General features: G+C 53.2%; 19 protein-coding genes. 3 read left to right on the top strand and 16 right to left on the bottom strand.

The genetic code is table 11. The features are described 5' to 3' along the window. Positions 1-3: 3 nt before the first annotated feature. The 16 genes from dnaE to rpsB form a co-directional block, all read right to left on the bottom strand. Positions 4-3,486: a DNA polymerase III subunit alpha gene (gene dnaE, locus ACLJRE_RS09940; RefSeq protein ID WP_023207369.1), complete on the bottom strand. Its 3,483-nt coding sequence runs from the start codon at positions 3,484-3,486 to the stop codon at positions 4-6. Between the two features lie 23 nt (positions 3,487-3,509). Beyond that, positions 3,510-4,106, bottom strand: coding sequence for a ribonuclease HII (rnhB, locus tag ACLJRE_RS09945; protein WP_000569411.1), 597 nt, complete (start codon positions 4,104-4,106; stop codon positions 3,510-3,512). After that, positions 4,103-5,251, bottom strand: coding sequence for a lipid-A-disaccharide synthase (gene lpxB / locus ACLJRE_RS09950; RefSeq protein ID WP_000741216.1), 1,149 nt, complete (start codon positions 5,249-5,251; stop codon positions 4,103-4,105). Before lpxB ends, rnhB begins: the two co-directional genes overlap by 4 nt. After that, positions 5,251-6,039: an acyl-ACP--UDP-N-acetylglucosamine O-acyltransferase gene (gene lpxA, locus ACLJRE_RS09955; RefSeq protein ID WP_000565950.1), complete on the bottom strand. Its 789-nt coding sequence runs from the start codon at positions 6,037-6,039 to the stop codon at positions 5,251-5,253. The genes lpxB and lpxA overlap by 1 nt, the downstream gene beginning before the upstream one ends. 3 nt (positions 6,040-6,042) lie before the next feature. Next, complete coding sequence (fabZ, locus tag ACLJRE_RS09960) at positions 6,043-6,498, bottom strand: 3-hydroxyacyl-ACP dehydratase FabZ (protein WP_000210741.1); 456 nt, start codon at positions 6,496-6,498, stop codon at positions 6,043-6,045. Between the two features lie 105 nt (positions 6,499-6,603). Further along, positions 6,604-7,629 carry a UDP-3-O-(3-hydroxymyristoyl)glucosamine N-acyltransferase gene (lpxD, locus tag ACLJRE_RS09965; protein WP_001139265.1) on the bottom strand — a complete coding sequence of 342 codons (1,026 nt, stop codon included), beginning with the start codon at positions 7,627-7,629 and terminating at the stop codon, positions 6,604-6,606. A gap of 3 nt (positions 7,630-7,632) precedes the next feature. After that, positions 7,633-8,118, bottom strand: a complete 486-nt coding sequence (skp, locus tag ACLJRE_RS09970) for a molecular chaperone Skp (protein ID WP_000758966.1) — start codon at positions 8,116-8,118, stop codon at positions 7,633-7,635. A gap of 122 nt (positions 8,119-8,240) precedes the next feature. Then, on the bottom strand, positions 8,241-10,673 hold the full coding sequence (gene bamA / locus ACLJRE_RS09975) for an outer membrane protein assembly factor BamA (protein WP_001240936.1): 2,433 nt from the start codon (positions 10,671-10,673) through the stop codon (positions 8,241-8,243). Positions 10,674-10,704: 31 nt separating this feature from the next. Beyond that, positions 10,705-12,057: a sigma E protease regulator RseP gene (gene rseP / locus ACLJRE_RS09980; RefSeq protein ID WP_000949017.1), complete on the bottom strand. Its 1,353-nt coding sequence runs from the start codon at positions 12,055-12,057 to the stop codon at positions 10,705-10,707. 11 nt (positions 12,058-12,068) lie between these two features. Beyond that, positions 12,069-12,926, bottom strand: coding sequence for a phosphatidate cytidylyltransferase (gene cdsA, locus ACLJRE_RS09985; RefSeq protein ID WP_000922425.1), 858 nt, complete (start codon positions 12,924-12,926; stop codon positions 12,069-12,071). 12 nt (positions 12,927-12,938) lie between these two features. Beyond that, entirely contained in the window at positions 12,939-13,697 is a 759-nt protein-coding gene (gene ispU, locus ACLJRE_RS09990; protein WP_000947413.1) for a (2E,6E)-farnesyl-diphosphate-specific ditrans,polycis-undecaprenyl-diphosphate synthase, read from the bottom strand. A gap of 312 nt (positions 13,698-14,009) precedes the next feature. Further along, a complete protein-coding gene (gene ispC, locus ACLJRE_RS09995; protein WP_000811899.1) occupies positions 14,010-15,206 on the bottom strand; it encodes a 1-deoxy-D-xylulose-5-phosphate reductoisomerase in 1,197 nt (398 codons plus the stop codon). 141 nt (positions 15,207-15,347) lie between these two features. Then, on the bottom strand, positions 15,348-15,905 hold the full coding sequence (gene frr, locus ACLJRE_RS10000; protein ID WP_000622423.1) for a ribosome recycling factor: 558 nt from the start codon (positions 15,903-15,905) through the stop codon (positions 15,348-15,350). 146 nt (positions 15,906-16,051) lie between these two features. Continuing rightward, entirely contained in the window at positions 16,052-16,777 is a 726-nt protein-coding gene (gene pyrH, locus ACLJRE_RS10005) for a UMP kinase (protein WP_000224567.1), read from the bottom strand. A 144-nt stretch (positions 16,778-16,921) separates the two neighbouring features. Beyond that, complete coding sequence (gene tsf / locus ACLJRE_RS10010; protein ID WP_000808106.1) at positions 16,922-17,773, bottom strand: translation elongation factor Ts; 852 nt, start codon at positions 17,771-17,773, stop codon at positions 16,922-16,924. Positions 17,774-18,030: 257 nt separating this feature from the next. Beyond that, on the bottom strand, positions 18,031-18,756 hold the full coding sequence (rpsB, locus tag ACLJRE_RS10015) for a 30S ribosomal protein S2 (RefSeq protein WP_000246886.1): 726 nt from the start codon (positions 18,754-18,756) through the stop codon (positions 18,031-18,033). A 450-nt stretch (positions 18,757-19,206) separates the two neighbouring features. Here rpsB and map point away from each other — a divergent pair, with 450 nt between their 5' ends. From map to dapD, 3 genes are all read left to right on the top strand, one after another. Then, positions 19,207-20,001 carry a type I methionyl aminopeptidase gene (gene map, locus ACLJRE_RS10020; protein WP_001018214.1) on the top strand — a complete coding sequence of 265 codons (795 nt, stop codon included), beginning with the start codon at positions 19,207-19,209 and terminating at the stop codon, positions 19,999-20,001. Between the two features lie 237 nt (positions 20,002-20,238). Next, on the top strand, positions 20,239-22,911 hold the full coding sequence (glnD, locus tag ACLJRE_RS10025) for a bifunctional uridylyltransferase/uridylyl-removing protein GlnD (protein ID WP_001094523.1): 2,673 nt from the start codon (positions 20,239-20,241) through the stop codon (positions 22,909-22,911). 29 nt (positions 22,912-22,940) lie between these two features. Next, the gene (gene dapD / locus ACLJRE_RS10030) at positions 22,941-23,765 is read left to right on the top strand and encodes a 2,3,4,5-tetrahydropyridine-2,6-dicarboxylate N-succinyltransferase (protein WP_001186676.1); all 825 of its coding nucleotides are present in this window, start codon (positions 22,941-22,943) and stop codon (positions 23,763-23,765) included. Positions 23,766-23,781: the final 16 nt, after the last annotated feature.

The raw sequence follows: 23,781 nt of genomic DNA on the forward strand, positions 1-23,781 counted from the left end.
GTATTAGTCAAACTCCAGTTCCACCTGCTCCGAACCAATGAGGCCACGCAGATCGTTAAGTAAACGATCGCTCGGAGAGACACGCCACGTTGCGCCAAAACGCAGCCGCGCACGCGCATCCGCCCTCTGATAGTAGAGATGTACTGGAATGGTCCCCGAGCGGTGGGGTTCCAGAGACTGACGGAGTCGGTTTAAAAGCTGGTCATCAATTTGCCTGTCCGTCAGCGAGATAGCAAGCCCGCGAGCGTATTTTTCGCGAGCTTCGTCAATATCCATCACTTCGCGGGCGGTCATTTTAAGCCCCCCGCTGAAGTCATCAAAGCTGACCTGTCCGCTGACGATAAGTATGCGGTCTTTTTCCAGCAACTGCTGGTATTTATCCAGCGCGTCGGTAAATAACATCACTTCCAGACGCCCGGAACGGTCATCCAGCGTACAGATGCCGATACGATTGCCGCGCTTGGTGACCATAACCCTTGCGGCAATCACGAGCCCCGCAGCCGTGGTGACTTTACCACGTTCTGTCGGATGCATGTCTTTGAGCCTTACCCCGCCGACATAGCGCTCAATTTCTTTTAAATACTGATTGATAGGGTGGCCCGTCAGGTACAGCCCCAACGTTTCACGTTCCCCATCTAACACCACCTGCTCCGGCCACGGCTGGCAGCTGGCATAGGATTGCTCGATTTGCTCCGGCTCTTCCGCCAGTACGCCGAACATATCCGCCTGACCGATAGCTTCCGCTTTGGCGTGCTGGTCGGCGGCTTTCAGCGCATCGCCCAATGAGTTCATCAGCGCGGCGCGGTGCGGCCCCAGGCGGTCGAACGCCCCGGACATGATCAGCTTTTCCAGCACCCGGCGGTTGAGCTTTTTGGTGTCGGTCCGCGCGCACAGATCAAACAGTTCGCGGAAATAGCCGCCCTGATTACGCGCGTCGATGATCGCTTCGATCGGCCCTTCGCCGACGCCTTTGATCGCGCCGATGCCGTAGACGATCTCGCCCTCATCGTTAACGTGGAAATGGTACAATCCGGAGTTAATATCCGGCGGCAGAATTTTCAGTCCCATCCGCCAGCACTCGTCCACCAGGCCGACGACCTTCTCGGTGTTGTCCATATCGGCAGTCATCACCGCCGCCATAAATTCAGCCGGATAGTGCGCCTTTAGCCATAGCGTCTGATAAGAAACCAGCGCATAAGCGGCGGAGTGCGATTTGTTAAACCCGTAACCGGCGAATTTCTCCACCAGGTCAAAGATTTTCATCGCCAGTTCGCCGTCGATACCGTTCTTTTTCGCGCCCTCTTCAAAAACGGAACGCTGTTTGGCCATCTCTTCCGGCTTTTTCTTACCCATCGCACGACGCAGCATATCCGCGCCGCCGAGAGTATACCCGGAAAGTACCTGGGCAATCTGCATCACCTGTTCCTGATACAGAATGATGCCGTAAGTCGGCTCCAGTACCGGCTTCAGGCTTTCATGCTGCCACTGAACGTCCGGGTAAGAGAGTTCTTCACGACCGTGCTTACGGTCGATAAAGTTATCTACCATCCCTGACTGCAACGGGCCGGGACGGAACAGGGCCACCAGTGCGATCATATCTTCAAAGCAGTCCGGCTGCAGACGTTTGATCAGATCTTTCATGCCGCGCGATTCAAGCTGGAAGACCGCCGTGGTTTCCGAGCGCTGCAGCATGTCGAAGCTTTTTTTATCGTCCAGCGGAATGGCGGCGATATCCAGCGGCGGCTCGCCATTCTTCGCCCGCCGCTTGTTGATCATCTCCAGCGCCCAGTTGATGATAGTCAGCGTACGCAAGCCGAGGAAGTCGAACTTCACCAGCCCGGCATATTCCACGTCGCTTTTATCAAACTGGGTAACCGGATGCTTGCCCTCTTCATCGCAGTACAGCGGCGCAAAGTCGGTAATTTTGGTCGGCGCGATGACCACGCCGCCAGCGTGTTTACCGGCGTTACGCGTGACGCCTTCAAGCTTACGCGCCATATCGATCAGCGCTCTGACCTCTTCATCCGCCTCGTAAATTTCCGGCAGTTGCGGTTCCGCTTCAAAGGCTTTTGCCAGCGTCATGCCCGGATCGGGCGGCACCAGCTTCGAGATACGATCGACAAAACCGTACGGATGCCCCAGCACTCGGCCCACATCGCGGATAACGGCTTTCGCCGCCATCGTACCGAAGGTGATAATTTGCGATACCGCATCACGCCCGTACATGTCTGCGACGTGCTCAATCACCTGGTCGCGTTTCTCCATACAGAAGTCAACGTCGAAGTCAGGCATCGAGACACGTTCCGGGTTCAGGAAACGTTCGAACAGCAGGTCAAATTCCAGCGGATCAAGGTCGGTAATTTTCAGCGCGTAGGCCACCAGCGAACCGGCCCCGGAGCCACGTCCCGGCCCTACCGGCACGCCGTTATCTTTTGACCACTGGATAAACTCCATCACGATGAGGAAGTAGCCAGGGAACCCCATCTGGTTGATAACTTGTAGTTCAATATCCAGACGCTCGTCATATTCCGGGCGACGCTTTTTGCGCTCTTCTTCGTCCGGAAACAGGAAAGCCAGACGTTCTTCGAGCCCCTCTTTCGATTTTTTGACCAGATAATCTTCGGTGGTCATATCGCCGGTCGGGAACTGCGGCAGGAAATATTCACCCAGACGCACCGTTACGTTGCAGCGTTTGGCAATCTCCACCGTATTTTCCAGCGCCTCCGGAATATCGGCGAACAGTTCGCACATCTCATCGATGCTGCGCATATATTGCTGCGGCGAGTAATTGCGCGGACGCTTAGGATCGTCAAGCGTGAAACCGTCGTGGATCGCGACACGAATTTCATGGGCGTCAAAATCATCGCTTTCAAGAAAACGGACATCGTTTGTCGCGACAACCGGCAAACCACGTGCCTCAGCCAATTCAACCGCAGCATGGAGATAGGTCTCTTCATCCTGTCTGCCGGTACGGATCAGTTCCAGAAAGTAGCGATCGGGAAAATGCGCTTCATAGAAAGCAACGCACTCCTCCACCAGCGCCTGGTTGCCGCGTAGCAGACAGCGGCCTACGTCGCCCATGCGCCCGCCGGAAAGCAGGATCAAACCTTCTTTAAGCTCTACCAGCCAGTCGCGCTCGATAATCGGGCCTGCCGCGCCGTAGCCGCGCTGATACGCTTTCGAGATCAGCAACGTCAGGTTCTGGTATCCCGTATTATTCGCCGCCAGTACCGTCAGATGAGTCAGCTCATCTCCCAGCAGTTCGTTGTGAACGTTAAAGTCCGCCCCGACGATGGGTTTAATGCCCGCGCCATGACCCGCTCCGTAGAACTTCACCAGACCGCAGAGGTTGGTAAAATCGGTGATCGCCAGCGCAGGCATACCTAATGAGGCCGCCTTTTTCACCAGCGGCCCGGTCTTCGCCAGCCCATCGATCATAGAGTAGTCGCTGTGCACCCGCAGGTGAACGAAACGTGGTTCAGACATCTTCAGATTTCTCGATACAAGAATCAGGACACAAGTCCCAGAGCGCGTTTAACAGGCGCAAAACTGCGTCGGTGGTGCGCCGTCGCGCCATACTGTGCCAACTTTTCCAGATGAAAAGCGGTTGGATAGCCTTTGTGCTGCGCAAAGCCATACTGAGGAAAAACGATATCCAGCGCCGCCATTTCTGCGTCGCGGGTGACTTTCGCCAGAATAGACGCCGCGCTAATCTCCGCCACGCGGCTGTCTCCTTTCACCACGGCCATTGACGGCACAGGCAGCGCCGGACAGCGATTGCCGTCGATCAGCACATATTCTGGCGCAATATGCAGACCAGCGACAGCGCGCTGCATGGCGAGCATGGTAGCGTGCAAAATATTCAGCTCATCAATTTCATGCGCTTCCGCGCGTCCCAGACTCCAGCTTAACGCCTTTTCTTTAATCTCGTCATACAATGACAGACGACGCTTTTCAGACAATTTTTTGGAATCATTCAGACCGACGATCGGACGAGCCGGATCGAGGATCACGGCGGCGGTCACTACGGCGCCCACCAGCGGGCCACGGCCCACTTCATCCACACCCGCCACTAAATGGGTGTGTGGATAAACAAATTCGATCATTGTGCTAACTCCAGGACGGCATCTGCCGCCTGCTCATCGGCATTACAGCGGATCTGCTGATGCAGTTCACGGAAGGTGTCGTGCATCGCATGGCTGGTTTTACCGTTCGCCAGTAGCGGCAACAGCGCTTCGGCGAGTTTTTGCGGTTCGCACTCTTCCTGCAACAGCTCTTTGACTAATTCTCTTCCCGCCAGCAGGTTAGGCAAAGACACATACTCCGTTTTCACCAGACGTTTCGCCAGCCAGAAAGTGAAGGGCTTCATACGATATCCCACTACCATCGGGCATTTTGCCAGCATACACTCCAGCGCCGCCGTGCCTGAGGCCAGCAGAGCCGCGTCGCTGGCGATCATCGCCTCGCGCGCCATGCCGTCCAGCAAATGAACGGCGAGATCCGGCGCAACCTCCGCTTTAATTTTTTCAAACTGCTCGCGGCGTTTCGCGTTCACCAGCGGCACTACCACTTCCAGATCGGGATAGCGCTGTCGCAGCAATTGTGCGGTTTTCAGGAAGTCTGCGCTGAGCATTTCCACTTCCGCGCCACGGCTGCCAGGCAGTAGCGCCAGACAATGGGCGTCATGCGGGATACCCAGCACGTCGCGCGCCGCATTTTTATCCGGGTCCAGCGGCATGGCATCCGCCATGGTGTGACCGATAAAGCGGCACGGGACGTTAAATTTATCGTAAAACGCTTTTTCGAAAGGCAGAAAAGCCAACACCATATGGGTGGATCTGCCTATTTTGAAAACGCGTTTCTGTCGCCAGGCCCAAACAGACGGGCTGACATAATGAATGGTCTTAATCCCTTGTTTTTTCAGATTACCTTCGAGGGTAATGTTGAAATCAGGGGCATCAATCCCGACAAAGACATCGGGCTTGAGTTCGGTAAAACGACGGGTCAGATCGGCGCGGATATGCAACAAACGGCGTAAACGACCGAGCACTTCAACAATGCCCATGACCGCCAGCTCTTCCATTTCGTACCAGGCTTCACACCCTTCGGCCTGCATACGCGGCCCCGCAACGCCCACAAAGCGGGCGTTGGGTACGCGCGCTTTCAGCGCACGAATTAAGCCTGCGCCAAGAATATCGCCGGACGTTTCACCGGCGACCAGGGCAATCGTTAAAGGACGCTGTGCCGCCATTAACGAATCGGACCGCGCGTTGAACGCTCAAAGAACTCGGTAAACGCCTTCACTTCCGGATGCTTTTCAGCAAGTTCAGCGATTTCCAGCTTCGCTTCGTCGAGCGTTTTACCACTGCGGTACAACAGTTTGTAGGCATTACGAATCGCCACCAGCCCTTCACGGCTAAAGCCGCGACGCTTCAGCCCTTCGATATTTACCCCGAACGGCGTCGCATGGTTACCCTGCGCAATCACATACGGAGGGACATCCTGAGCCACGCCGGAGCAGCCGCCGACCATCACATGCGCACCGATAATGCAGAATTGATGAACTGCCGTCATACCGCCGATGATCGCAAAATCATCGACTGATACGTGCCCCGCCAGCGTGGCGTTGTTGGCGAGGATACAGCGATTACCTACCGTACAATCATGTGCGACATGCGCATTGATCATCAGCAGGTTATCGCTACCCACCTTCGTCAACCCACCGCCCTGCACTGTTCCACGATGAATGGTGACGCTTTCGCGGATGCGGTTACGATCGCCAATTTCCACACGGGTCGGCTCACCCGCATATTTCAGATCCTGGTTCACTTCACCGATAGAGGCAAACTGATAAATCTCGTTGTCGCGGCCGATTTTGGTTTGACCATTCACGACCACATGAGACTTCAGTACGGTTCCCTCACCAATTTCGACCTGCGGCCCAACAATACAAAAGGGACCAATGTGGGCATTAGCGCCAATTACAGCGCCGTCTTCCACAATGGCGGTAGGATGAATAAAGGCGGATTTATCAATCACGAATCAGGCCTCCCGGCTACGAGCACACATCATGGTTGCTTCGCACACAACTTTACCGTCGACCAGCGCAACCCCTTTAAAGCGGGTCAGGCCACGGCGCGTTTTCTCGAAAGTGACTTCCATGATCATCTGATCGCCTGGCACCACCGGACGCTTAAAGCGCGCTTCATCAATACCCGCGAAATAATACAGTTCGCCAGGTTCCAGTTTACCAACGCTTTTAAACGCCAGAATACCGGTTGCCTGCGCCATCGCTTCCAGAATCAGCACGCCTGGCAAAATCGGTTTGCCCGGGAAGTGTCCCTGGAAAAACGGCTCGTTGACGGAGACATTTTTCACCGCACGCAGAAAACGACCTTCTTCAAAGTCCAGCACGCGATCGACCAGTAAAAACGGAAAACGGTGCGGCAGAAGCTCTAAAATCTCTTCAATCTGCAGAGTATGAGTGTTAGTAGTCAAAATACTCTTCCTGTCCAAATATACAAAAAGGCAATAATAACACGGCCTGCCGCAATCGTATGAATGTGACAGGCCGGAAAAGAATGGCAACTACAAGGCGGAACGTTAGTCTTGTTGATTAACCTTGCGCTCAATCGCTTTGAGACGCTTGCTCATATCATCAATGTTCATCACCAGTGCAGCAGTTTTACGCCATACTTTGTTAGGTTGCAGCGGAATGCCTGAGGAGTAGACGCCCGGCTCCGTGATGGGACGCATCACCATACCCATGCCAGTTACCGTGACTTTGTCGCATATTTCCATATGCCCATTGATCACGCTGGCGCCGCCAATCATGCAGTAACGGCCAATCTTCAGGCTACCCGCCATAATGACGCCACCGGCAACTGCCGTATTGTCGCCAATCACGACGTTATGTGCAATCTGGCACTGATTATCAATAATCACGCCATTGCCAATAACAGTATCATCCAACGCGCCACGGTCAATGGTGGTACAAGCGCCGATCTCGACACGATCGCCAATAATGACCCGGCCCAGTTGTGGGATCTTCACCCAGTTGCCACGATCGTTAGCGTAGCCAAAACCGTCCGCGCCGATCACCGTACTGGACTGGATCAGGCAATTCTCACCGATCTGAATGTCGTGGTAAATCGTTACGTTCGCCCACAAGCGTGAACCCGCCCCGATTTTGCTATTTTTTCCGACGAAACAGCCTGCGCCGATAACCACGTTATCGCCCAGTTGTACGCCAGATTCAATCACCGCATTCGCGCCGACTGAAACATTGCTACCCAGCGTTGCCGTCGCATCAATCACGGCGCTTGGCGCGATATTCTGCGCGGGCTGCGGCGTAGTATCTAAAATTTGCGCCATGCGCGCGTAGGTCAGGTAGGGATTTTTAACTACCAGCGCCGCGCTCTTAGCAAAAGGAAGATCGTCCTGCGTCATGACAACCGCAGAAGCCTGGCATAAACCTAAGTGTTCACGGTACTTAGGATTTACCATAAACGTAATGTGGCCTGTTGTTGCAGATTGCATGGACGCAACGCCGGTGATGACGATATCGCCATCACCGTGTAATTCTGCATCCAACTGTTCTGCTAAGTCAGCCAGTCGAATTGAAGGCATTACTTATTTAACCTGTTTCAGTACGTCAGCGGTGATGTCTTTCACATCGCTGCTGTTGTAAGCAACGGTGTTTGCGTCTACCACCAGATCGATACTCTGGTCGTTAGCCACTTTTTTCACTGCAGTCTGGATACGAGTCACCAGTTTGTTGCGTTCTTCGTTGGAACGACGAGCGCGATCTTTCTCAAAAGCCTGCGCTTTTTGCGCGAAAGTCTGGCGCTGAGACATCACGTCTTTTTCCAGCTTAGTACGATCGCTACCTGCTTTCATGGATTGCAGACGCTGCATTTTAGATTGCAGATCAGTTTCCATTTTTTGCAGTTCAGCCGCACGGCCTTTAAATTCGTTTTCCAGTGTATTGGATACACCCGTCTTCTGCGCAACCTGTTGGAACAGATTACCCATGTTGACGATTGCAATTTTGTCAGCAGCCTGTGCGGACGTTACCATCGCCAAACCAAGACCTGCAGCTAATAACCACTTTTTCACAATAAACTCCTTACCATCCCATTTGCACCCGAAGGTACAGCTCTTTGCGTGGCCTGGCGATCCCTGGGGGCATCGCCAAAAGTCATCGCTACACTACCAATGCATTCCTTTGCAGTGAACAATTACCAGGTTTTACCAATGTTAAACTGGAACTGCTCGGCTTTGTCTCCATCGTACTTTTTAAACGGCTGGGCGTAGGAGAAGACCAACGGCCCCAATGGGGACATCCATTGTAATGCGATACCCGCGGACATACGGATGTTGCTCGGATCGCTGTAGTCCGGATAACCAGAATACTGGCTGGAATCCCAGTTAGTATCCCAGACGGTCCCCATATCCCAGAAGAAAGAAGTACGGACCGAATTAGCATATTTCTCGCTGATAAACGGCGTCGGCGTGATAAATTCCAGGCTGGCGACCGCCATCGCGTTACCCCCTACCGCATCATCCGACTTACACATATCTTTTGCGCCGTCCTGCGTCGCGCAATCGTAGTCTTCATCAGCATCGTAATTTTTAGGGTTATAGGGATAATAGACCGCCTTAGGACCAATGGTATTGGACTGGAAGCCACGAACGGTACTGGAACCACCGGCATAGAAGTTCTCATAGAACGGCATTTCTTTACCGCCTAAACCATCGCCATAACCAAAGCGGGTACGGCCCAGAATGACCCACTTATGATCGTTATCGATCGGTACATAGGTCGCGGTATCCAACGTCGCTTTATAGTATTCGTTATCCGATCCCGGAATCGTCACCTTACCCGTCAGGTTGATACGCGTACCTTCCGTCGGGAAGTAACCACGGTCTAGTTTGTTGTAGGTCCAGCCGTAGTTAAAGGTGAAGTCATCAGTGCTAAAACTATTATCCTGATCATTAGTACTCGGATACTGACCCATTGATGCCAGATAACGCCACATTGCAACCTGCGGTTCCATATTGGACAGGGAGTTATGCACATACCCTAAACCAGCACGCAACGTGTTGTACTCGTTGATGGGGAAGCCAAGCGTCACATCCGTACCGTAACTCTTGTTGGTATAGTCGGATAGATCCGCATCGTCCGCCTGGAAGTCGTTATAGAAGATACGACCACCGAGGCTCACGCCGTCAACGGTAAAGTATGGGTTAGTAACGGACAGTTCGCTGTAGGTCTGGTAGTCGTTTTTGGTGCCGTTAATCCCCACGGAATAACCGGTACCTAACCAGTTGTCCTGCTGAACGCCGGCCTGGAAGCTCACGCCGCTTTCTGTACCGTAACCGATACCGAAGTTGAAGCTACCGGTGTTGCGCTCTTTCACCTTGTACACCACATCAACCTGATCCGGGCTACCCGGAACGCGCTGCGTGTCGGTGTCGACGGTTTCAAAGAAGCCGAGACGGTTCAGACGCTCTTTCCCCTGGTCAACCAGGTCGCTGCCCAGCCACGCCCCTTCCATCTGGCGCATTTCACGGCGCAGAACGGAATCTTTTGAGGTATCGTTGCCTTCAAAGCGGATCTTACGCACGTAGAAACGGTTGCCCGCATCGACGTTCACGCGCAGTTTTACGGTTTTGTCAGCATCGTTAATTTCAGGCTGTGACTGCACGCGCGGATAGGCGTAACCATAGCGACCCAGAAGCTTTTTGATGTCATCTTCCATTTTGGTCACTTTGGTGCCGTTATAGAGCTCGCCCGGTTCAATTTTCGTCAGGTTCTCAATTTCAGCGGAATGTCCGGCCAGGTTACCGCTTACCTGAACCCCGGAAAGCTTGTACTGATCGCCTTCGGTGATATTGACGGTGATGTAGATCCCTTTCTTATCCGGCGTCAGACTCACTTGCGTGGAGTCAATATTGAAACGCGCGTAGCCGCGATCCAGATAGTAGCTACGCAAGGTTTCAAGGTCGCCCGCCAGCTTCTGTTTCTGGTATTTACGATCGCCGACGACGTTCCACCACGGCACTTCGTCACGCAACTGGAAATGAGAAATGAGTTCTTCGGTGCTAAAGGCATGGTTACCGACGATGTTGATCTGTTGGATCTTCGCCGATACGCCCTCCTGGAACACCAGTTTAAGATCAACACGGTTGCGCGGCAGCGGCGTGACGACCGCCTTAACGCTGGCGCTGTATTTACCTACGCTATAGTAAAAGTCTTCCAGACCTTTTTCGATATCAGACAGCGTGGTGCGATCCAGAGACTCGCCAACACGTACGCCAGACGCTTCGAGGTTTTGCTTGAGCATGTCATCTTTCACCGACTTGTTCCCGGAGAAAGTGATGCTGGCAATGGTCGGACGTTCTTTTACCTGAACCAGAAGGGTATTACCATCGCGCAGGACGCGGACGTCCTCAAAGTTGCCGGTGGCGAACAGAGCGCGAATGGTGTTACTGATATCTTCATCATTAACCGTGTCGCCTGTGCGCACCGGCATACTGAGGAGAGCCGCACCAACGGCGACTCGCTGCAGGCCTTCGAAATGAATGTCCTTCACTACGAACCCTTCAGCACCGTATACGGTGGCGCTGCTGAACAGCAGCGACGCTATGAGCAACTTTTTCATCGCCATCGTTATTATGCGTTCTTCCTAACTAACTCTCTTACAACCGAGAGAAATCATTGAAAAGTGCAAGCCCCATTAACAACACCAGCAAAATCGAGCCAATGCGATAACTAAAGTCTTGAACCCGCTCGGATACCGGCCCGCCCTTAAGCTTTTCAATCGCCAGGAACAGCAGATGACCCCCGTCAAGAACGGGCAGCGGAAACAGGTTGATTATCCCTAAGTTCACGCTGATTAGCGCAAGGAACATCAGGTAATAAATCACCCCGAACTCCGCTGACATCCCAGCCCCCTGAGCGATAGAAATCGGCCCACTGAGGTTGTTCAGTTTCACATCACCGGTTATCAATTTACCCAGCATACTGACCGTCAGCTTCATCAACTGCCACGTCTTATCCGTGGCTTCGAGGATGGCGCTAAAAGGCCCATACTGGCGTATAGTCTTGTACTCTTCCGGCAGAGGAATAATTTTAGGCACCACGCCTGCAAACCCTTCCGCCTTTCCGTTAACCGATTTCGTATCCGGCGTTAACGTCAACGACAAGGCGCTCCCCTGCCTTTCAATCTCTAACGCTAACGGCTTACCGGGATTATCGCGTACAAACGTCACGAATTTCATCCACTGCGTTAACGGCTGACCATCGACTTTAACGATCCTGTCGCCCGCTTGCAAACCCGCTTTACTGGCTGCGGAATTCGCCTGCACTTCTGACAGTACCGGTTCAATCTGTGGCCCGCGGGGCCGAATCCCTAAAGAAGATACAGGATCTTGCTTATCAGGCTCAAATGCCCAGTGACGTAAATCAAGCGTTTTGTCCTGCCGCTGGTCGCTGCCAAACGGCGCGACGCTCACCGTCGTCTGCTGATCGCCAATTTTGGACACCAGTTGTAAACGCACGGCATCCCAATCAGGGGTTTCGATACCATCAACAGCTTTAAGTTCCGTACCAGGCGCAATTTGCGCCTGCGCAGCAATCGAGTTGGGCGTTATTTCGCCAATGACCGGACGAACGCCAGGGACGCCGATGATAAAGACCAGCCAGTAAGCAAAGATAGCAAAAATGAAGTTCGCAACCGGACCTGCGGCAATAATTGCGGCGCGCTGGCCCACCGTTTTGTTATTGAAGGCGTGACGACGCAATTCCGGCGCTACCGGTTCGGCGCGTTCATCCAGCATTTTGACGTAGCCGCCCAGCGGGATCAGGGCGATGACATACTCGGTGCCGTACCGATCGGTACGACGCCAGAGCGCTTTGCCAAAACCGATGGAAAAGCGCTCAACTCGCACACCGCAGCGCCGGGCAACCCAGAAATGACCAAATTCATGCACAGTGATCAGCACGCCCAGTGCGATGATGAATGCAGCCAGATTCCAGAGAATACTCAGCATAAAACCTTCCGTTAGAGCGTCCTGAACACCAGTAACAACAGGCAAGCAAAGACCGGTACGGCAGCCGTCAGGCTGTCAATTCGGTCCAGAATGCCGCCATGGCCTGGAATCAAGTGGCCGCTATCCTTAATTCCTGCTTCGCGCTTAAACATACTCTCGGTGAGGTCGCCCAGTACAGAAGCCAGAGCCGCCACCACAGAGCAAATCAGCAAGATAACAGGCGCAACATTCAGATTCGCCCACATACCGTAACCCCATGAGATCACGGCAGCCGTAGCAAGCCCGCCGATAAACCCTTGCCAGGTTTTACCCGGGGAAACCTTCGGCGCCAGCTTATGTTTGCCAAATAATTTACCAAACATATACGCGCCAGAGTCCGCTCCCCAGACCAGGATCATGACATAGAGTAGCCATATTGCGCCACTGTAATGATTCTCGTCATAGTGCCAGGCGCGCAGCGCCAGCATGCCCCAGAAAAATGGCACGATAGTTAACAAACCGAAAATGAGACGCAATGTTTTTGAGTTGCGCCAGATTGTCGCCGAACCGGGATAAAATAGCACCAGCAGTAGCGCGACAACCCACCATCCTAACGATGCCCAAAGCGACATCTCAACCAGCGGTTGACGAATGTTGTGATGATACTCAGGCAACAAAAATAGCATCAGCGCCAATAACAGACCACACAGCACCGCCAGCCAAACCCGCTGTGAACGCGCGGCGAAACCGCTTAACTGTCCCCATTCCCACGCGGCCAGCATACAGACAACCAGCGTAATAATGGCGAACCCCACCGGCGGCAATAAAAAAAGCGCAGCGATGACCGCGGGTATTAACACAAAAGCAGAAATCAGGCGATACTTCAGCAAAAGCAACCCCCATCAGGCTTTGTCATCACCAGGCTCGGTACCGCCGAAACGACGCTCTCGATTAGCAAAGGCATGCAGCGCACCTTCAAAGTCTTGTTCATCGAAATCGGGCCAAAGAACATCCGTAAAGTAAAGTTCGGCATAGGCAATTTGCCAAAGCAAAAAGTTACTAATGCGATGCTCTCCCCCAGTCCTAATTACTAAATCCACAGGCGCCAGCTCATGCATACAGATTTGCTGGCCTAGTCTCTCTTCATCAATCTGATCGGGGCGCAGCACTCCAGCCTGCACCTGTTCCGCCAGTTGTCGGACTCCCTGGACAATATCCCAACGTCCGCCGTAATTCGCAGCGATATTCAGCGTTAGACCCGTATTATGGGCGGTAAGCGCTTCTGATTTGCGAATACGTTCTTGTAAACGTGAGTTGAATCGGCTGATATCGCCGATAATACGCAGGCGAACGTTATGGCGGTGCAGGCTTTTGACTTCGCTATCCAGCGCCCACACAAACAGCTCCATTAACGCGCTCACTTCCTGCGCCGGTCGGTTCCAGTTTTCACTACTAAAGGCATACAGCGTTAACGCATCAATACCGTTATTGGCAGCAAAAGAGACCGCTCGCCGGACGGACTTCGCCCCGGCTTTATGCCCAAAGGCCCGGATCTTCCCTTGCTTTTTCGCCCAGCGACCATTGCCATCCATAATTATTGCAACATGACGGCAGCCATGCGCTGGCAAATTTTCGCTTACTGGTTGAGTTGCAGACAACATAACGCGTTTTTTGTCCCTGAAAGGATTTAGCGGTACTCAGGAATACTGAAGCCTTTATACACATTCTCTTCGGTCCGCTTCGCGGATGGCTGCGCGTCATCGCCCCTGTCGTGCGCTGTCTGCGCACGCCGGGAACGTATTCGCCTGCCGTCCCGATGCGTCCTGAATGATTTTGTGTATCCACAAAAAAGCCGTGTAAAACCACGGCTAACCTGACCGAAAAAAGCCAAAAACCTGCGATCAGGTGGCGCAGACTATATCACCGAAGCCCAACGCTAACAAATAGCACGATCTTCTGTCGCGGGATAATCGTCAGCGTGAGAGCCGTATCACTTGTTTTCTGGCTACTTCACGCGCGATGGCGTCAACCTGCAATACGTCCTCAACGCTTGCCGGTTCCTGTAAATCCATCCTCTCCAGCACCGCTAAATTGAGCCCGGCGATATCGGTAAAACGAATCTGTTGCGCCAGAAACGCGGCAACGGTGATTTCGTTTGCCGCATTGAGCGCCGTCGTTGCCGCCTGACCTTGCTCAAACGCCTCCATCGCCAGCTTCAGGCATGGATAACGCTGATAATCTGGCGCGCTAAACGTCAGCGCGCTGAGTTTGCAAAAATCGAGCGGCTGCGCGCCGGACGCGACGCGATTCGGCCATGCCATCGTATGCGCAATAGGCGTACGCATGTCAGGTTCTCCAAGCTGCGCCAGGACGCTGCCGTCCTGATAACGCACCATCGAATGAATGACCGATTGCGGATGGATCAACACTTCCATCTGACGTGCGCTGGCATTAAATAACCAACGCGCTTCAATGTATTCCAGACCTTTATTCATCATGGTGGCGGAGTCGACGGAGATTTTCCGCCCCATCGACCAGTTCGGATGACGACATGCCTGATCCGGCGTCATCGCTGCCAGATCGCACATTGGCGTTTCACGAAACGGGCCACCAGACCCGGTAAGCAAAATCGACGTTACACCATTTTGCTCAAGGTCAGCGTATCCCAGATTATGCTGAATAGATTGCGGCAAACTCTGAAAAATCGCGTTATGTTCGCTATCGACGGGTAAAAGCCGGGCGTTGCTGCGTTTTACTTCGTCCATAAACAGCCGCCCGCAGGTCACCAGCGATTCTTTATTCGCCAGCAGAATCGTCTTCCCTGCGCGGATCGCCGCCAGGGTCGGCAGTAAACCAGCCGCGCCCACAATGGCCGCCATCACATGCCCGACCTCATCAAGCGCCGCCATCTCACAGGCAGCCTGCTGACCGCTCAGAACCTCGGTGCGGCTGCCATGCTGCTGAAGCATTATTTTGAGCTGTTCTGCGCTCGACGTATCGTCCATCACGGCATAACGCGGCGAGAACTCCAGGCACTGCTCCGCCATGCGGGCGACATTTTTACCCGCCACCAGCGCGATAACGCGGAAGCTATCAGGATTATGGCGCACCACGTCCAGTGTGCTGCAACCAATAGAGCCGGTCGAGCCCAGAATGGTTAATTGCTTCATGAAACGTCCAGAAGTGTTGAAACGGAATAAAAAGCAAAACGCCGCACAGGAGACCTGATAATGTCTTCTGCGCGGCGCTTTGTACACCACTCATCCGCCAGGTTTAGCGGTGGAATGAGTTTATATCTGCGTACAGATCAATCAGAACTGCATCAGTTCTGCTTCTTTATCTGCCAACGCCGCATCAACTTTCTTAATTGCCGCGTCGGTCATTTTCTGTACTTCTTCCTGAGAGCGACGATCGTCATCTTCACTGATCGCTTTATCTTTCAGCAGAGCTTTTACTTTATCGTTCGCATCACGGCGGACGTTACGAACGGCGACACGCGCCTGCTCCGCTTCGCCACGGACAATTTTCGTCAGATCTTTACGACGTTCTTCGGTCAGCGGCGGCAGCGGAACGCGAATGTCGGTGCCCGCAGAGCTTGGATTCAAACCGAGGTCTGACGCCATGATCGCTTTTTCAACGGCTGGTCCCATAGAACGGTCAAACACGTTAATTTTTAAGGTACGGGAGTCTTCTACTGTTACGCTTGCCAACTGGCGCAGCGGGGTCGGAGTGCCATAGTATTCTACGACAATACCATCCAGCAGGCTGGGAGAAGCACGACCCGTGCGCACTTTGCTGATTTGGGTTTTGAACGCTTCAACGCATTTTTCCATGCGTACTTCAGCATCTTTTCTGATATCGCTAATCACGTTACGAATCCTTGAAAACTAGTCTCAGTCAGACCAGACGGTCACACAATACAAAGATGTGCTAAGTATAGTCTCGTTTAATTTCTGCCAGGTAATAAGACCCGTCAATAGAACAGAATCTTACCCGTATTTGGCGCTCACGGGAATTATTCCGTGATTAACGTCCCTTCTTTTTCGCCCATCACCACACGACGCAGCGCGCCCGGTTTGTTCATGTTGAAAACACGAATCGGCAGTTTGTGGTCACGAGCCAGCGTGAACGCCGCCAGATCCATCACTTTCAGCTCTTTATCCAACACTTCGCTGTAGGTCAGCTGATCGTACATGGTCGCGGAAGGATCTTTTGCCGGATCGGCAGTGAATACGCCATCCACTTTGGTCGCTTTCAGTACGACATCCGCTTCAATTTCGATCCCGCGCAGACAGGCCGCAGAGTCGGTAGTGAAGAACGGGTTACCCGTACCTGCAGACAGAATCACAACACGGTTATTACGCAGCAGGCTAATAGCCTCGGCCCAACTGTAGTTGTCGCATACGCCGTTTAAAGGAATTGCCGACATCAGGCGGGCGTTCACATAGGCGCGGTGAAGCGCATCACGCATTGCCAGGCCGTTCATGACGGTGGCCAACATGCCCATGTGGTCGCCCACAACGCGGTTCATCCCCGCTTTTGCCAGACCTGCGCCACGGAACAGGTTACCACCGCCAATCACCACACCAACCTGAATACCCAGTTCAACCAGTTCTTTGATCTCCTGAGCCATACGATCCAGTATGCTTGCATCAATACCGAAGCCTTCCGTACCCTGCAGAGCTTCGCCGCTTAATTTAAGCAGAATGCGTTTATAGACGGGTTTTGCATTGGTAGCCATGTTTCTTTCCTGAGACTGTCAACGATTGATATGAGTTAATTCCGGCGACATTGTACGTCGCATTTCAGCGCAGACGCCAGGCGTCGGCTGATTTTACAAGAGAGGCGCAAAAAGAAGCCGCCCTCAGGCGGCTCCTCAGGAAAATCAGGACTGCTTAGACATCGCAGCAACTTCTGCTGCAAAGTCAGTCTCGACTTTCTCAATGCCTTCGCCCACTTCAAAGCGGATGAAGCCAGTCACGTCAGCGTTGTGCTCTTTCAGCAGTTGGCCAACAGATTTGCTCGGTTCCATGACGAAAGGCTGACCAGTCAGAGAAACTTCGCCGGTGAATTTCTTCATGCGGCCTTCAACCATTTTCTCTGCGATTTCTTTCGGCTTACCGGACTGCATCGCGATGTCCAGCTGTACCTGGTACTCTTTCTCTACCACGTCAGCAGACACGTCTTCCGGCTTAACGAATTCCGGCTTGCTTGCCGCAACGTGCATCGCCAGCTGTTTAACCAGCTCTTCGTCAGCGCCTTTAGCAGCAACCAGAACGCCGATGCGCGCACCGTGCTGGTAAGAACCCAGAACGTCGCCTTCCAGGGAAGCGACGCGACGAATGTTGATGTTCTCGCCAATTTTCGCTACCAGAGCAACGCGCTCTTCTTCGAACTGCGCTTTCAGGACTTCTACGTCAGTGATTTTGCCAGCAACAGCGGCGTCCAGCACTTTGTCAGCAAATGCCTGGAAGCCAGCATCTTTAGCCACGAAGTCAGTCTGGCAGTTAACTTCCAGAATGAAAGCGACGTTACCGTCGATTTTGGTTTTGATTACGCCGTCAGCAGCCACGTTGCCTGCTTTTTTCGCCGCTTTGATAGCGCCGGACTTACGCATGTTTTCGATTGCCAGCTCAATGTCGCCATTCGCTTCAGTCAGCGCTTTTTTGCAATCCATCATGCCTGCGCCAGTACGCTCACGCAGCTCTTTTACCAGGGATGCGGTAATTTCAGCCATTCTAAAATCCTCGAAAGATTTGATCTGCCCGGCATCAAACCGCACAGATATAAAAGTGAAAAAGGGGGCCATATACAGGCCCCCTAACCAAACGTGATACTACCTGGTCTATAAGGGCTCTCCCCTTCATATTTCGAGCCGCAGGTGCGTTGCCTTCACTCGCTCATCCCGGTCACTTACTGATGTAAGCTCCCGGGAATTCTCGAGCTTGCCGCCTTCCTGCAACTCGAACTATTTTAGGGAGTTATCAAGCCTTATTACTCGGCTTCTACGAAGCTTTCTTCCGCCTGGGAAGCCAGATCCTGAGAACGGCCTTCACGAACGGTTGCAGCGACAGCGCCCAGGTACAGGCTAACAGCACGGATTGCGTCATCGTTACCCGGGATAACGAAGTCAACGCCGTCCGGATCAGAGTTGGTATCAACGATAGCAAATACCGGGATACCCAGGTTGTTCGCTTCTTTGATAGCAATGTGCTCGTGGTCAGCATCGATAACGAACAGAGCGTCCGGCAGACCGCCCATGTCTTTGATACCGCCCAGGCTGTTTTCCAGTTTCTCAAGCTCACGAGTACGCATCAGCGCTTCTTTCTTGGTCAGCTTTTCGAAAGTACCGTCCTGAGACTGAGTTTCCAGGTCTTTCAGACGTTTGATGGACTGACGAACTGTTTTCCAGTTAGTCAGCATACCGCCCAGCCAGCGATGGTTCACGAAGAACTGGTCGCAGCTGTTAGCAGCTTCTTTCACCGCTTCGCTTGCAGCGCGTTTAGTACCAACGAAAAGGATTTTACCTTTACGAGCAGAGATCTTGTTCAGTTCAGCCAGAGCTTCGTTGAACATCGGTACAGTTTTCTCAAGGTTGATGATGTGAACTTTGTTACGCGCGCCGAAGATGAAAGGCTTCATTTTCGGGTTCCAGTAACGGGTCTGGTGACCAAAGTGAACACCAGCCTTGAGCATGTCGCGCATGGAAACAGTTGCCATGATTTAAAACCTCTATAGATTAAGTTGGGGTTATGCCTCCACGTATCCCATATTACCGACCCCAAAGGGCACCCCGGAATATGTGCCGATACGTGTGTGTTGTTACACAAAGTGAGATTTGTCGCTCCCGTTCATCGTGTGTAGTCTTCGAATGGATCGGAAGTCCGGCGCGCTTTATACCACAAATACGCCACCGACACCAATAATTGTTGGCACTCAATGCTGAATTGAACGATGAATTTCGTGTTACAAGCAGGCGGCAAATTTTTGCATCCCCTGGAGCTTACGGCTAATAAGTGACTGGGGTGAAAAAATGTCGCCAACGCACCTGTGGCACGAAAGGCGAAGTTCAGAATGATTCTCAATTTGGCAGGGTACACCCCTGACTGATACCATTGTCAGCACTTACACAATTATTGCCGAAATCATCGGCACTGATGGACAGAATTCATGGCTATCTCTATCAAGACATCTGAAGACATCGAAAAAATGCGCGTCGCGGGCCGTCTGGCAGCCGAAGTGCTGGAAATGATCGAACCGTATATCAAACCGGGCGTCACCACCGGCGAACTGGACCGTATCTGTAACGATTACATCGTTAACGAACAACACGCGATCTCCGCCTGCCTCGGCTACCACGGCTATCCGAAATCCGTCTGTATCTCTATTAATGAAGTGGTGTGCCACGGCATTCCGGATGACGCTAAACATTTGAAAGATGGTGATATCGTCAACATCGACGTGACCGTGATTAAAGATGAATTCCACGGCGATACCTCGAAGATGTTTATCGTCGGCAAACCGACCATTCTGGGCGAGCGTCTGTGCCGCGTCACGCAAGAGAGCCTGTATCTGGGCATCAAAATGGTGAAACCGGGCATCCGCCTGCGCACCATTGGCGCCGCCATCCAGAAATATGCCGAAGGCGAAGGTTTCTCCGTGGTACGTGAATACTGCGGACACGGTATTGGTCGCGGCTTCCATGAAGAACCGCAGGTGCTGCATTATGATGCAGACGATGGCGGCGTCGTGTTGCAGCCTGGCATGACCTTTACCATTGAACCGATGCTGAACGCCGGGGATTACCGTATCCGCACCATGAAAGACGGCTGGACGGTAAAAACCAAAGACCGCAGCTTGTCTGCTCAGTACGAGCATACTATTGTGGTAACGGAAAACGGCTGTGAAATTCTGACGCTGCGTAAAGATGACACCATCCCGGCGATCATCACACACGACGAATAATGTTTTGCCTGATGGCGATGCCTTCGCATCTTATCAGGCCTACAAATTACACCTTTACTCAAAATCATTCGAGTTGCCTCAAGGCGGCAAGAGAGTGAATCTTCAGGAGCGTACATAAGTACGTGACTGGAGTGAACGAGCGCAGCCAACGTAGAAGCAACTTGAAGGATGAAGAGTAAATACGTAGGCCGGATAAGGCGTTCACGCCATTATCCGGCTTTTTAATGGGTGGCGCATATGAATACTCTTCCTGAACAGCACGCGAATACCGCACTCCCCACCCTCCCTGACCAGCCGCAAAACCCTGGCGTCTGGCCGCGCGCTGAACTGACCGTCGCCGGTATCAAAGCCCGCATCGACATCTTTCAACACTGGCTGGGAGAGGCATTTGACAGCGGCATTTGTGCTGAACAGCTTATTGAAGCCCGAACCGAATTTATCGACCAGTTGTTGCAACGCCTGTGGATTGAGGCCGGTTTCGGTCAGATTGCCGATCTGGCGCTGGTCGCCGTCGGCGGCTATGGACGCGGCGAACTGCATCCGCTTTCCGATATTGATCTGCTCATTTTAAGCCGCAAAAAGCTGCCCGATGAACAGGCACAAAAGGTCGGCGAGCTGCTGACTTTATTATGGGACGTCAAGCTGGATGTCGGGCATAGCGTACGTACGCTGGAAGAGTGTCTGCTGGAAGGTCTGTCTGATTTAACCGTTGCGACAAACCTCATCGAAACGCGCCTGCTGATCGGTGATGTTGCTCTGTTTCTGGCACTGCAAAAACATATTTTCAGCGAAGGTTTTTGGCCGTCCGACAAATTTTACGCCGCCAAAGTAGAAGAGCAGAACCAGCGCCACCAGCGCTATCACGGCACCAGCTATAATCTGGAGCCGGATATTAAAAGCAGCCCCGGCGGCCTGCGCGATATCCATACATTGCAGTGGGTCGCCCGACGTCACTTCGGCGCTACCTCGCTCGATGAGATGGTGGGATTCGGCTTTTTAACCCCCGCAGAGCGCGCGGAGCTCAACGAGTGCCTGCATATCCTGTGGCGCATTCGCTTTGCGCTACATCTGGTGGTCAGCCGCTACGATAACCGCCTGCTATTCGACCGCCAGTTAAGCGTCGCTCAACGCCTTAACTACAGCGGCGAGGGCAATGATCCGGTTGAGCGGATGATGAAAGACTACTTCCGGGTTACGCGCCGGGTGAGCGAACTTAATCAGATGCTGCTTCAGCTATTTGACGAGGCGATTCTGGCGCTGCCTGCGGATGAAAAACCACGTCCTGTTGACGATGAGTTTCAACTGCGCGGCACGCTCATTGATCTGCGTGACGACACGCTGTTTATCCGCGAACCGCAAGCGATCCTGCGCATGTTTTATATGATGGTGCGCAATAGCGCGATCACCGGCATCTACTCTACGACGTTACGCCATTTGCGCCACGCCCGCCGCCACCTGAGCCAACCGCTGTGTTACATCCCGGAGGCGCGCACTCTGTTTCTTAGTATGCTGCGCCATCCCGGCGCGGTCAGCCGCGGCCTGCTGCCTATGCATCGCCACAGCGTACTGTGGGCTTATATGCCGCAGTGGTCGCACATCGTCGGACAAATGCAGTTTGACCTGTTCCACGCATACACGGTGGATGAACACACCATCCGCGTAATGCTCAAACTGGAGAGCTTCGCGAAAGAAGAGACGCGCCAGCGCCATCCGCTATGCGTCGATCTCTGGCCGCGGCTTCCCCATCCGGAACTGATCCTGATCGCCGCGCTGTTCCACGATATTGCGAAAGGACGCGGCGGCGACCATTCGGTACTGGGCGCGCAGGATGTACTCACCTTCGCCGAACTGCACGGTTTGAACTCACGCGAAACGCAACTGGTCGCCTGGCTGGTGCGCCAACACCTGCTGATGTCAGTCACCGCCCAGCGCCGCGACATCCAGGATCCGGAAGTCATCAAGCAGTTCGCCGAAGAGGTGCAAACCGAAACACGGCTGCGTTTTCTGGTCTGCCTGACCGTCGCGGACATCTGCGCGACCAACGAAACCTTGTGGAATAGCTGGAAACAGAGCCTGCTGCGCGAGCTGTACTTCGCCACTGAAAAACAGCTCAGACGTGGAATGCAAAATACGCCGGATATGCGTGAGCGCGTGCGTCACCATCAGCTTCAGGCGCTGGCGCTGCTGCGAATGGACAATATTGATGAAGCCGCGCTGCACAAAATCTGGACCCGCTGTCGCGCTAACTATTTTGTTCGTCATAGTCCAAATCAGCTCGCCTGGCACGCACGCCATTTATTGCAGCACGATCTGAGCCAACCGTTAGTGTTGCTCAGTCCGCAAGCCACGCGCGGCGGAACCGAAATTTTTATCTGGAGTCCGGACAGACCCTATCTGTTTGCCGCCGTCTGCGCCGAGCTGGACAGGCGTAATTTAAGCGTCCATGACGCGCAGATCTTTACCACTCGCGACGGCATGGCAATGGATACGTTTATCGTTCTGGAACCAGACGGCAGCCCGCTGGCGGCGGATCGCCATGACGTTATTCGCACCGGTCTTGAACAGACCATTACGCAGCGTAGCTGGCAGCCGCCGCAGCCGCGTCGGCAACCGGCAAAGTTACGGCACTTTACGGTCGAAACGGAAGTCAATTTTTTGCCCACCCATACCGACAGAAAATCATTCATGGAATTGATCGCGCTCGATCAACCTGGTCTGCTGGCCAGGGTCGGACAAATTTTTGCCGATCTGGGAATTTCGCTTCATGGCGCCCGAATTACAACCATTGGTGAACGAGTAGAAGATTTATTCATAATCGCCACAGCGGATCGGCGCGCACTTAATAATGTGCTGCAACTTGAGGTGCAACAACGGTTGACAGCGGCCCTCAATCCAAACGATAAAGGGTAGTGTGTTTATTTATATGAAAGAGTTTAACAATGCAGCAGTTACAGAACGTTATTGAGACCGCTTTTGAGCGCCGCGCCGATATTACGCCGGTTAATGTAGATACCGTGACCCGAGAGGCGGTAAACCAGGTCATTTCTCTACTTGATTCCGGCGCGCTGCGTGTCGCAGAAAAAATCGACGGTCAGTGGGTCACTCACCAGTGGTTGAAGAAAGCGGTTCTGCTCTCTTTCCGTATTAACGATAACCAGGTTATCGACGGTGCGGAAAGCCGCTACTTCGATAAAGTCCCGATGAAATTCGCTGATTACGACGAAGCGCGTTTTCAGAAAGAAGGCTTCCGCGTCGTTCCGCCTGCAGCCGTTCGTCAGGGCGCATTTATCGCCCGCAACACCGTGCTGATGCCGTCTTACGTTAACATCGGCGCCTACGTTGACGAAGGCACCATGGTTGATACCTGGGCGACGGTGGGTTCCTGCGCGCAGATTGGTAAAAATGTTCACCTTTCCGGCGGCGTGGGTATCGGCGGCGTACTAGAGCCGCTGCAGGCTAACCCGACCATCATTGAAGACAACTGCTTTATTGGCGCGCGTTCTGAAGTCGTGGAAGGCGTCATTGTCGAAGAAGGTTCCGTCATTTCCATGGGGGTATACCTCGGCCAGAGCACCAAAATCTACGATCGCGAAACCGGTGAAGTTCACTATGGCCGCGTACCGGCGGGCTCCGTGGTCGTTTCCGGCAACCTGCCGTCAAAAGACGGTAAGTACAGTTTGTACTGCGCGGTGATCGTGAAAAAAGTCGACGCCAAAACGCGTGGCAAAGTGGGCATTAACGAATTATTGCGCACTATTGATTAAGCGAGTGAAAAGCGGG

The organism is Salmonella sp. SAL04157 (genome assembly GCF_046551635.1).
Classification (GTDB): Bacteria; Pseudomonadota; Gammaproteobacteria; order Enterobacterales; family Enterobacteriaceae; genus Salmonella; species Salmonella enterica.